Origin of the sequence: Paraburkholderia sp. J10-1, from assembly GCF_905220165.1 — a bacterium.
Lineage (GTDB): Bacteria > Pseudomonadota > Gammaproteobacteria > Burkholderiales > Burkholderiaceae > Paraburkholderia.
The window spans coordinates 22,967-34,698 of sequence record NZ_CAJMYW010000011.1 but is presented as its reverse complement, the minus strand read 5'-3'; the positions used below and the strand labels follow the sequence as shown (position 1 = coordinate 34,698).

9 protein-coding genes are annotated in these 11,732 nt (G+C 64.9%); 6 read left to right on the top strand and 3 right to left on the bottom strand.

All coding sequences use genetic code 11. The annotated features are described in order from the left end of the window. Positions 1 to 41 precede the first annotated feature (41 nt). The 4 genes from U5A65_RS28700 (at position 42) to U5A65_RS28685 (ending at position 3,874) form a co-directional block, all read left to right on the top strand. On the top strand, positions 42 to 767 hold the full coding sequence (locus U5A65_RS28700; protein ID WP_321914130.1) for a GntR family transcriptional regulator: 726 nt from the start codon (positions 42 to 44) through the stop codon (positions 765 to 767). A gap of 40 nt (positions 768 to 807) precedes the next feature. After that, entirely contained in the window at positions 808 to 2,067 is a 1,260-nt protein-coding gene (locus tag U5A65_RS28695; RefSeq protein ID WP_321914131.1) for a LysR family transcriptional regulator, read from the top strand. A 47-nt stretch (positions 2,068 to 2,114) separates the two neighbouring features. Beyond that, the gene (locus U5A65_RS28690; protein WP_321948614.1) at positions 2,115 to 2,549 is read left to right on the top strand and encodes a hypothetical protein; all 435 of its coding nucleotides are present in this window, start codon (positions 2,115 to 2,117) and stop codon (positions 2,547 to 2,549) included. Positions 2,550 to 2,746: 197 nt separating this feature from the next. Then, positions 2,747 to 3,874 (top strand): aminotransferase class V-fold PLP-dependent enzyme, encoded by a 1,128-nt coding sequence (locus U5A65_RS28685; protein ID WP_321936624.1) that lies wholly within the window; start codon positions 2,747 to 2,749, stop codon positions 3,872 to 3,874. A gap of 89 nt (positions 3,875 to 3,963) precedes the next feature. Here the strand turns inward: U5A65_RS28685 and U5A65_RS28680 are convergent, their stop codons facing one another. Then, positions 3,964 to 4,659 (bottom strand): 4-carboxy-4-hydroxy-2-oxoadipate aldolase/oxaloacetate decarboxylase, encoded by a 696-nt coding sequence (locus tag U5A65_RS28680; RefSeq protein WP_321914133.1) that lies wholly within the window; start codon positions 4,657 to 4,659, stop codon positions 3,964 to 3,966. Continuing rightward, positions 4,656 to 5,387 (bottom strand): PIG-L deacetylase family protein, encoded by a 732-nt coding sequence (locus U5A65_RS28675; RefSeq protein ID WP_321914134.1) that lies wholly within the window; start codon positions 5,385 to 5,387, stop codon positions 4,656 to 4,658. Before U5A65_RS28675 ends, U5A65_RS28680 begins: the two co-directional genes overlap by 4 nt. 498 nt (positions 5,388 to 5,885) lie before the next feature. On the opposite strand from U5A65_RS28675, the gene U5A65_RS28670 reads away from it, so the two are divergent. Further along, positions 5,886 to 8,117: a TonB-dependent siderophore receptor gene (locus U5A65_RS28670; protein ID WP_321948613.1), complete on the top strand. Its 2,232-nt coding sequence runs from the start codon at positions 5,886 to 5,888 to the stop codon at positions 8,115 to 8,117. A gap of 101 nt (positions 8,118 to 8,218) precedes the next feature. Here U5A65_RS28670 and U5A65_RS28665 read toward each other — a convergent pair whose 3' ends face one another. After that, positions 8,219 to 8,887, bottom strand: a complete 669-nt coding sequence (locus U5A65_RS28665; RefSeq protein WP_321948612.1) for an O-methyltransferase — start codon at positions 8,885 to 8,887, stop codon at positions 8,219 to 8,221. 432 nt (positions 8,888 to 9,319) lie between these two features. Between U5A65_RS28665 and bcsB the strand changes: the two genes are divergently transcribed. Then, positions 9,320 to 11,707, top strand: a complete 2,388-nt coding sequence (bcsB, locus tag U5A65_RS28660) for a cellulose biosynthesis cyclic di-GMP-binding regulatory protein BcsB (protein ID WP_321914137.1) — start codon at positions 9,320 to 9,322, stop codon at positions 11,705 to 11,707. Positions 11,708 to 11,732 lie beyond the last annotated feature (25 nt).

Below are 11,732 nucleotides of genomic sequence, written 5' to 3'. Positions count from 1 at the left end.
CCATACGCCGCGCGCCTCGCACACTGCGATTCACGCAAGACATGAACGGGACGACCCAGCAAACTATCGTGCAGGCGCTGCGCACGCGCATCCTGTCCGGCGAACTCGCGCCCGGCGAGCGGCTCGTCGAGGCCCAGCTCGCCGAGCGCCTCGGTATTTCACGCACGCCGCTGCGCTACGCGCTCAGTGTGCTCGCCACCGAGGGCCTCGTCGAGCGCTCGGGCGCGCGCGGCTATACCGTGCGGCGCTTTTCGGTGACCGACGTGCTCAACGCCATTGACGTGCGCGGCGTGCTCGAAGGACTCGCCGCACGCACGGTCGCCGAGCGCGGTGTGGATGCGGCGCTCGCGCGCGCGCTCGAAGACTGCCTGCGCGAGGGCGACGCGATTTTCGCGGCCGGCGTGCTCGACAGCGAAGCGGAAACGCGCTACGCCGCGATGAACGGCCGCTTCCACGCACTCATTGTGGAAGCGGCGCACAATCTCGCGGTGAGCGCCGCGCTCGCGCTCAACGACAAGATTCCATTCGTCTCGCCGGGCACGGTGGTGTTCGACAAGGCCGCGCAGCAGCGCCAGTTCATGATGCTCTCGTATGCGCACCGCCAGCATCACGCGATTGTCGGCGCGCTCGTGAACGGCGAAGGCGCGCGCGTCGAAGCGCTGATGAAAGAGCACACGCATATTTCGAAGGAGAGCCTCAATCTCTCGGTCGACCGCCTGCATCTGAGCGCAGTTGGCGCCGCAGTTGCCGCCGCAGTGGCCGCATGAGACACGGCACGTATCCCACCCAAAACGACATGATCGCGCCGTGAGCCAGCCCGAACTCCTGAATCTCGCGCATCTGCGCGCCTTTCGCCTCGTTGCCGACACCGGCAGCGCCACGCGCGCCGCTTCGGCCCTGTATCGCGCGCAGTCGGCCGTCACGCGCTCGGTACAGGAACTGGAGACGGCGCTCGGCGCGCCGCTCTTCGAGCGCAAGCCATCGGGCATGCTGCCCACGGCCGTGGGCCGCGTGGTGCTCGAGCGCTGCGCGCGCATTTTTGGCGAACTGGAAGAGCTGGCGCAGTGGTGCGCCGCGCGCCAGGCGCGCCGTCGCGCGTTGAGCGAAGGCACGCTGCCCGCGTATCTGCTCAACACACGGCGGCTGCAGCTATTCGTCGCGCTGGCGCGGCATCGCCACATGCCGAGCACGGCCAATGCATTCGGCATCAGCCAACCCGCGGTGAGCAGCGCCATGCGCGTGCTCGAAAGCGGCTCGGGCGTCACGCTCTTCCATCGCGGACCGCGCGGCGTGCTGCTTACGGCTGAAGGCGAAACGTTCCTGCTGCACGTGCGGCGCGCGCTCAACGAATTGCGCCACGTGCCCGACGATATCGCGGCGCTGCACGGCAATATCCAGGGCTCGGTGACGGTGGGCGCGCTGCCTTTGGGCCGCACGCTGATCCTGCCCGCCGCGATCGCGCGTCTTTCCGCGCAGCATCCAGGCGTGCGCGTGGTGACCGACGAAAGCGCTTATGAGCTGCTCGTGGCGGGCCTGCGCGCGGGCGACGTGGACTTCGTGCTCGGCGCGCTGCGCGAAAACGACGCGGCCAGCGGCCTTGGCAACGAGCGGCTGATGTCGGAGGACATGGTGGTGCTCGCGCGGCATGACCATCCGCTCGCGAAAAAGCATGGTCTCACGCTGAACGATCTGCGTGACGCACAATGGATTCTTTCGCGCACGCATTCGCCCTCGCGCGGGCTGCTCGAGGCGCAGTTCCGTCGCGTGAAGCTCAAGCCGCCGCTGCCCACGGTCGAAACCGCTGACCTCGCCGTGATTCGCGGGCTGCTGCTCGGCACGGACATGATCACGGCGCTCTCGGCGCAGCAGTTGCATTACGAAATCGAGTCGGGCCAGTTGGTGATCCTCGACGTGCCGTTGCAGCACACGCGCCGCGATATCGGGCTCACGCTGCGCGCGCAGGGCTCGCCCTCGCCTGCGGCGCGTGCGCTGATCGACGCGATCCGGCTCGCGGTAATGGACGTTGCGCCCGCAACGCGCGTGGTGGAGGGACGGCGCGCGGGCTGATCGTCGTGCGACAGAGCGTAGTGGTTCGCCAGCGCGGGAGTGCATACATGGCAGAAGCATGGCAATTCCAGGTCCGTATCACCGTCACCCCCGCGTTGGCCGATGCGCTGCGTGCGGGCAGGCCCTACGACGGGCGCGATTTGCTCGAAGCTGTTTTGCGCGAGCACGACGCCTCTTTGAAGTGTCAGTTCGACGCGTTCGCCGACTATGTCGACGCAGCGGAACGCGAGGGGCGCGAGCGCTATCCGTTGTATCAATGGACGAAAGACACGATTGACAATCGCGAGAAAAAAGCGAAATACCTGAAGTCGTTTTCGGTCTACGTTCGCAGTAAAGAGGTCTACGACAGCGAGGCCGCCGACTCGCTGTATGCGCGGCTCTCCACCCTTGCTGATCAGGTGGGCATCGAAAGCGTGAGCCGGTTCGATACGAACCCGGCCAATAATCCGCAGCCGCCCGCGCGCAACCAAGGCAGACACTGACTCTGCCGCATCGCACCATTGTCACGGGCGACGCGACGCTTCATGCGTGCGCCGGATAGCCGGTAAAAATATGCCCCAAGCGACAGACGGCTTTCGTTAGAATCTATTTCCGTCGCGGCATAAAACATTTTGCATTGGTGCGGCAGTAGCGAACCGCAAATACTGCTCACAATGTTCATCCTTTATCGGAGGCGAGCGTGCCAGGTTTACTTCCCAACGTCGACCGCGAGGGACTCCTCGAATATTCAGTGGTCTACACCGACCGCTCGATCAATCATATGTCGCAGCGCTTTCAAGGCGTCATGCGAGATATCTCCGCGTCGCTGAAAAAAGTCTACAACGCGAAGTCGGTCGTGGTGGTTCCGGGCAGCGGGACTTTCGGCATGGAAGCCGTTGCCCGCCAGTTCGCGACGAACAAGAAATGCCTCGTCATTCGCAACGGCTGGTTCAGCTTCCGCTGGTCGCAGATTTTCGACATGGGCGGCATTCCGTCTGAATCGATCGTGTTGAAGGCGCGCCCGGTCGAACAGGGAAGGCAAGCCGCCTATGCACCGCCGCCCATCGAAGAAGTCGTTGCTGCGATCAAGGAGAACAAGCCCGATCTGGTCTTTGCGCCGCATGTCGAAACCGCATCCGGCATGATGCTGCCCAACGCGTATTTGCGCGCGGTGGCCGACGCTGTGCACGCCGTAGGCGGCATGTTCGTACTCGATTGCATCGCCTCCGGTACGGTCTGGGTCGACATGGAGGCGAGCGGCATCGATATCCTGATCAGCGCCCCGCAAAAGGGGTGGAGCGCTTCACCTTGCTGCGCATTGGTCATGCTCAACTCGCTCGCCCGCGAACGCATTGATGCCACGACCAGCACCAGCTTCGCCTGCGATCTTCGCAAGTGGCTGCAGATCATGGAAGCCTACGAGAACGGCGGGTTCGCTTATCACGCCACGATGCCCACGGACAGTCTCGCGACGCTGCGCGACGTGATCAAGGAAACCGAGGCTTACGGCTTCGACAAGGTGATGGCGGAGCAGCTCGAACTCGGCAAGCGCATTCGGGCGCTGCTCGCGAGCAAGGGGTTCAGAAGCGTAGCGGCCGAAGGTTTTCAGGCGCCGGGTGTCGTGGTCAGCTACTCCGACGACGATGGCATACGATCCGGCAAGAAGTTCGCCGACGCCGGCTTGCAGATCGCGGCCGGCGTGCCCCTGATGTGCGACGAGCCGGAAGACTTCAAGACCTTCCGCATTGGATTATTCGGCCTCGAAAAACTGCATGACGTCGAAGGCGCGGTCGGCAGGCTCGCCAAGGCGCTGGAGCGCATTCTCTGACGCAACGCCTCATGTAGTCACAAAGCGAAACGAGCGCCCTTGCGGCGCTCGTTTTCGTGCTTGCTGCTAGTGCGTCGTGCGTACCGGACTCAAGCGTCTGCCGCAGTGTTGACGTAGCGCAGGCCCTTTTCGGCAAGGCGCTCGCGCATGCCGTAATAGTCGAGGCCGAGCGTGCCGCCGGCGAGCACCGCGCGCGTTTTTTCTTCCTTGGCAAGGCGCGCCTGCGTCGCTTCCACGACCTTCGCAACCGTGTCGAACGGCACCACGACCACGCCGTCGTCGTCGGCCACGATCACGTCGCCCGGATGCACGATCTGCTGCGCGCACACCACCGGCACGTTCACCGAGCCGAGCGTTTCCTTCACCGTGCCTTGCGCCGAAACGGCCTTCGACCACACCGGGAAATCCATCGCCTTCAGTGCGCGCACGTCGCGGCAACCCGCGTCGATAATGAGCCCGCGCACGCCGCGCGCCGCAAGCGAGGTGGCGAGCAGTTCGCCGAAGTAGCCGTCTTCGCAGGGCGACGTGGGCGCGGCCACGAGCACGTCGCCTTCACGGCACTGCTCCACGGCCACGTGCAGCATCCAGTTGTCCGAGGGCGGCATCAGCACGGTCACGGCCGAGCCCGCAATCGCGGCGCCCGAATAAATGGGCCGCAAATACGTGGCGAGCAAGCCAAGACGGCTTTGCGCCTCGTGCACGGTGGCCGAGCCGGCTTCCTTGAGGATTTCGATGTGGCGCGCGTCGGCGCGCGGAATCTGGGTGACGACTACACCGCGTTTCATGACAGATCTCCCACTACTGCGGGCGTCAGGCGCATATAGCCTTCCGCGTATTGAATGTCGCGCTTCGCCGTAATGCCGATGTTGCGCTTGGCCTGCACGCCGCGCTGCTGCGCGACACGCGTGTAGTACTCCCAAAGGTGTTCCTGGCCCGCCATGCACTCAATGGCGCGGCGCTTCACGTCCCACACTTCGGTAATGTCGAGGAAGGTGTTCGGAATCCACTCGCACTGCTCGGTCTGGTGCGGTTCGAACGCGTAGACGGGCGGCGCGCCGACGATCTTCTGCCCCGGATTGTGGCCCTCGGCCTGCGCGATGATGCGCGCTTCCTGGGCCACATGCATGGCGAGCGGATGATCGAAGTTGTACGGGTCCTTCTGCGAGTGGCTCAGCACGAAGGCCGGTTGCACGTCGCGATACACATCGACGAGGCGCATGAGCGCTTCATCGGAAACGCGCAGCGGATAGTCGCCCAGATCGAAGAACTCGCATTGGGCGCCCAGGATCTCCGCGGCGGCGAGCGCCTCCTCGCGGCGCGCGGCCTTCACTTTCTCGATGGTCATGTCGGGGCCCTTGCGCCAGAGCTTCGCCGACTCGCCGCGCTCGCCAAACGAGAGGCACACCACTTTCACGCGATAGCCGTTCTTCCTGTGCAGGGCAATCGCGCCGCCCGCGCGCCATACGAAATCCGCGCTGTGTGCGCTCACCACGAGCATCGATTGTTCAGTCATTTCCGGTTCACCAGACGTCCTTCATCACGAAGCCCCATTGTAGGTTTGGGCGCGCCTCGCGAACCAACGAAAGGACTGCCTAAAGGTATCGAATCTGCTTATTGGCACCGCAAACAAACCCTCTTGCGAACGAACCGGGCCGGGTTTTTCCCATGCGGCAGTCAGGACCGCGTGCTGCGTTGGTTGAGCGCGCAACGTTGAGTGAAAGCGTACGCACTCAAGTCTTACGACCCTGAAATTTTTCGAACCTTTCGTTGCGCCCACATCGAATGCCTGATGCTGAAATTGTTGCGTAAACGCTGAATACACCTATTGACAGCAATATTTAAATAACAAGCATTCTCATTTGCAATACAATCCGCATACTTTTCCGGGCCGCTCATGGGGCCAGCTCCGCGAGCCCTGTCTGACCGGCAAAGCATAACCATTCGCCCGGAGCCTGAGCGCAGCACCAAGGCATCACGGAGCGCCAGCGCTACCTTGCTACGAACCCTTTTTATGTCCGCATCACGTTTGTCCTCGTCTTTCAACTTGCCTTCGCGTCTCCCGACTTCCCGCGCTGCCATCCTCGCCGCCATTGCTGTCGCCTTCAGCCTGCCCGCCGCGGCATTCGCGCAAGCTGCCGCAACGCCCACGGCAGCGAGCGGCGCCGCCGCAACCGGTGACGCAAGCAACGCCACGCTGCCCGCCGTGAAAGTGCAAGCGGCCCAGGAAAGGCTGCCGGGCGATCTGCAGCCGACCTTCGGCGGCGGCCAGGTGGCGCGCGGCGGCGACTTCGGCGTGTTCGGCTCGCAGAAGAACATCGACATGCCGTTCAGCATGGCGACGTACACGGCGAAGCTGATCGAAGACCAGCAGGCGCGCACCATCGGCGACGTGCTCTCGAACGATCCTGCTGTGCGCACGGCTTATGGCTACGGCAACTTCCAGGAGATCTACGTCATTCGCGGCTTCACGCTCGACAGCGACGACATCTCGCTCAACGGCCTCTACGGCATCACGCCGCGCCAGCTCGTCGAGACCGCCGCGCTCGAGCGCGTGGACATCTTCAAGGGCGCGAGCGCGTTCGTGAACGGCGCCTCGCCCAACGGCAGCGCGATTGGCGGCAGCGTGAACCTGCAACTGAAGCGCGCCGACGACAAACCGCTCACGCGCGTGACGCTCGAAGGCAGCGCCTCGGGCGAGTTCGGCACGCATATCGACGTGGGCCGCCGCTTCGGCGACAACGACCAGTTCGGCATTCGCGTGAACCAGTCGAACCGCGACGGCGAAACGAGCATCGACGGTGAAAACCGCCGCAACAACCAGACGGCCGTGGCGCTCGACTGGCGCGGCGACAAGCTGCGCCTCGAAGGCGACTTCCTGTATCAGCGCCAGCACGTGTCGGACGGGCGCCCGGTGGTCTACGTCCTCGGCGACGAGATCCCGGCCGTGCCTTCGGCCACGCACAACTACGCGCAAACCTGGTCGTATAGCGATGCCGAAGACACGGTCGGCATCCTGCGCGCCGAATACGACTTCCTGCCCGGCTGGACCGCGTATGTGACGGGCGGCGTGCGCCACACGAACGAGCACGGCGAATACTTCTCGCCCTACTACACCGATCCCACGAACACCTATGGCTCGCGCCTGGGCGTCGTGCGCAAGGAAGGCGCGACCTCGGCGGAAGCGGGCGTGCGCGGCCACTTCGACACCGGCCCGGTGAGCCACTTCGTGACCGCGGGCGCCTCGATCGTGCGCGTGGAAACGCAGTCGGGCTGGACCTATGGCGGCCCGTTCACGACCGATCTCTACAACACGCCGCAGGTGCCGTATCCGGCCACCACGATGCAGGCCGGCATGGACGGCAACCCGCCGATCACGGCGCTGAACCTGCTGCGCAGCATCTCCGCTTCGGACACGCTCGGCTTCTTCCATGACCGCGTGCTGTTCACGGTGGGCGTGCGTCACCAGGAGATTCTGTCGAACGGCTACTCGTCGTCCACGCTGCTGCAAACGTCGAACTACAACGACTCGATCACCACGCCGCTGTTCGGCCTCGTGGTCAAGCCGTGGGAGAACGTGTCGATCTACGCGAACCGCAGCGAGTCGCTTTCGGCAGGCGGCATTGCCCCTCAAGGCACGACGAACTATGGCGCGCAGCTCGCGCCGGAACGCACGAAGCAGTATGAAGTGGGCGCCAAGTACGACAACGGCAAGTACGGCGCGCAGCTCGCGCTGTTCCAGCTCGAAAAGCCGCAGACGTACACCAATAGCGCGGGCGCCTATGTGGCCAACGGCAACGAGCGCCATCGCGGCGTGGAAGCCTCGGTGTTCGGCGAGGTGTACAAGGGCGTGCGTTTGATTGCGGGCGCAACCTATATCAACGCCGTGCAACTCGACACCGACGGCGGCTCGACCGACGGCAAGACGCCGGTGGGCGTGCCGAGCTTCCTGCTCAACCTGGGCGCCGAGTACGACGTGCCCTGGGTTCAGGGCCTCACGCTTTCGGCGCGCTGGACGCATACGGGTCCGCAGTATTTCGACGCGGCCAACACCATGTCGATCAAGGCATGGGACACGGTGGATATCGGTGCGCGCTATGCGACGAACGTGTTCGGGCGTCCGACTACGTTCCGCGCGAACGTGTATAACCTCGCGAACAAGGCGTACTGGTCGTCGACCAACGGCGGCTATCTGACGATGGGTGCGCCGCGTACCGTGCTGTTCTCGATGACGACGGACTTCTGATCGGCAATCGAGCGCACATAGCACTGTGAAGAAAGGGCCCGGCAGTTCATCTGCCAGGCCCTTTTTGCTTTTGCCGTATGTCTACGGACAACACACGTTCGTTATCTGCCCACCACGGTAATCGCAAACCCATCCCAGCCCTTGCTTCCCACCGTCTGCACAGCCGTTGTCTCCAGCCGTTTGTCGTGAGCCAGCATGTCGAAATAGCGCCGCAAGCCGACCACATCGTCCTCGTGATGGGCAGGATCGGCCACGCGCCCTTCCCGCACCACGTTATCGGCAACGATGACCGTACCGGGACGCGATAGCTTCAGCACGCGTTCGAGGTAGTTCGGATTGTTGCTCTTGTCCGCGTCGATAAACACGAAGTCGAACGGCGGCTCGCCTTGCGCAATCAGCGCGTCGAGCGATTCGAGCGCAAGTCCCGTCACGACCTTGACCTTCGCATCGAGCCCCGCCCGCGCGATGTTGGCGCGCGCAACGGCCGCGTTCTCCGGGCTGAATTCGAGCGACACCATCGCGCCATCGTCGGGCAGCGCGCGCCCAAGCCAGATCGCGCTATAGCCGCCCAGCGTGCCGATTTCGAGTATGCGCCGCGCGCCCTGAATGCGCGCGAGCAGATGCAGAAACTTGCCCTGATTCGGCGCCACGTTGATCGCACGCAGGCCCGCCTTCGCGCTTGCCGCGAGCGCGCCGTCGAGCGCGTCATCCGGGCCGATCAGCCGGTCGCAGAACCAGTCATCCACTGCTTGCCACGTTTGCTCGTTCATTACCCTGTTCCCCGTCTGGATCACGCTGCCAAGATTACCGCATCCGCTCGCGCAACATCAGTTCGGCATCCTGATTGAATGACTCTGAAAGCTGACTCGGCACGCGAGGCGCAAGACCCCGTTGCGCATTCGCAACGCCGCCGCTCTTTGTTGCGCGCTCAGGAATTGTCAAACGCCCCAAGCGGGCCGCCGCACCCACGCGCGCAACTGTCAAATCGGCCGCCAGGCCGCGCCGGCCCGTCGTCTGCGCGCGCTACGCAACAGGCATAAACACGTGCATTCATAGGGCACGATCCTCTGCTCTCCGCTACACTCCACCCACATTGACGCCGTTTCGAGATAACGACTGGCGGCACCACGCCGCTAATATCCCTGATCGCTGTCTTTACTGGATAAAGACAGTCACTGCGAAGAAAACAAAGGGCTGTTGCGATGCGACTATCCGTTCAAGTTGGGCTGGGCGCGCTCGTCGCCGGATTGCTGCTGGGGGCGAGCCTCTTCGCGGTGGACAAATCGGCTATCGCGGCTACACAGACCACCAAGGCGGCAGCGCCCGGAGCAAGCGACGTTCCCGCTGCCGCGCCGGCAGCGGCCTCCGCCGCGGTGACCGGGCCCGTTGTCATCCAGACGGCGCCCGGCGCCGTCATTCCCGGGCCTGCCGCGCCCGCGCCGCTTGGCGAGCCGCGCTCACGCACGTTCACGCTGCGCCAGATGGGTGTGTACGGGCCGATCGCGCTGCGCGGGCTCGATCCCACCGCCGGCATGAGCGTCGACGTGCGCACCGACGAAGTGGTGACTGGCGCGAAGCTCAAGCTCGTCTACACCTACTCGCCCTCGCTGATCTGGTCGCTTTCGCATCTCAAGGTGTTTGTGAACGGTGAAGTCGTCGCGACGATTCCGCTCGTGAAGGAGACAGCCGGGCAACTCGTGACGAGCGAGATCGATCTCGATCCGCGCCTCTTCACCGACTACAACCGCATCACCGTGCAGATGATCGCGCACTACACGCTCGATCATTGCGAGGATGCCTATCATTCGAGCCTCTGGGCCGACGTGAGTCCCGAGACGTCGCTCACGCTCAACACGGCGGGCATCGTCCTGCCGGATAGTCTTGCGCTGCTGCCCGTGCCGTTCTTCGACCGCCACGACAACCGGCTCGTGCGCGTGCCCTTCGTGCTGGCCGCCAACGCGGGCGTGCCCGTGCTGCGTGCGGCGGGCGTGGTCTCGTCGTGGCTCGGCGCGCTCGCGAGCTATCGCGGCTCGCGCTTCCCGGTCACGCGCACGGTGCCACCCGACGCCAACGCCATCGCGCTCGTGCTGCCGGGGCAGGTGCCCGAGGGGCTGAAGCTGCCGGAGATCACGGGCCCCACGATCTCGGTCATGGCGAACCCGGCCGCAGATCCGCAGTCGGGACGCAAGCTCCTCGTGCTCGCGGGCCGCACGCCCGAGGAACTCCAGAACGCCGCCTATGCACTCGCGCTCGGGCAGGCGGGCATGACGGGCAACAGCGTGATGGTGAAGTCGATCGATCTCGGGCCTGAGCGCAAGCCCTACGACGCGCCGAACTGGGTGCCCACCGACCGGCCCGTGCTGTTCCGCGAGCTGGTCACCGACCCGCAGCAGCTCCAGGTGTCGGGCTACAACCCGCCCGCGATCCGCGTGAATCTGCGCGTGCCCGCCGACCTCTACGCGTGGGCGCGGGGCAACGTGCCGCTCGATATCCGCTATCGCTACACGGCGCCTTCCGCGTGGAACGACTCGGTGCTCAACGTGAGCATCAACGATCAGCTCGTGCGCTCGCAGCGGCTGCGGCCCGTCACGCGTGCCGCCGACGAAGCGCGCATCAACGTGCCGCTGCTCTCGGGCTCGGACACGCGCGCTGCGACCAATCTGGAGATTCCCGCGTTCCGCGTGGGCAGCGACAACCAGTTCCAGTTCCAGTTTCATATCGATTCGCAGAAGACGGGCCTGTGCACGTCCACCGCCACCGATGTCGCGCGTGCGGCCGTCGATCCCGACTCGGTCATCGACTTCAGCGGCTTCGCGCACTACACGGCGCTGCCCAATCTCGCCTACTTCGCGAACAGCGGTTATCCATTCACGCGCATGGCCGACCTCTCCGAGACGGCCCTCGTGATTCCGGACGAACCCGACACGAAGGATCAGGAAGCCGTGCTCACGCTGCTCGGCCACATGGGCCAGTGGACCGGCCTGCCCTCGCTGCGCCTGACGATCGTACCGGCCAGCCAGGTGGACACCGTGCGCAACAGCGACCTGCTCGTGCTCGGCGTGGGCTCGGGCGCGCAGTTGCTCGAAAAGTGGGGCAAGGACCTGCCGCTTCTCATCGAGCGCGGCAGGACCGAGGTGACCACGCGCGACCAGCGCTCCGGCTGGCCCGGCTGGCTTGGCGGCACCGAAGACGAAGACCCGACGCCGTCGGGTCGCTCGATCGTCACGCTCGGCGGACCGATGGCGGCGCTGATCGGCTTCGAGTCGCCGCTGAAGTCGGGCAGAAGCGTGGTGGCGCTCGCCACCACCTCGTCGGCCCAGCTCGGCGACGTGCTCGACGCGCTTCAGGACGGCGCCAGGATCTCGCAGATGCACGGCGACCTCACGCTCGTGCGCCACGGCCAGGTTGAAGGCCTGCGCGTGGGCGAGCGCTATTTCGTCGGCGATCTGCCGTGGTATGCGCGCGCCTGGGTGTTGATCTCGCGCTACCCGTCGCTGATGGCGCTCGCGGGCATTCTGGCCGGTCTGATCGTTGCGCTCACCGTGTTCTGGGCGCTCGGCCGCATGGCCACCCGCCGCTCCGGGACCTGATCATGCGCCCGGGTTTGGCTACGGT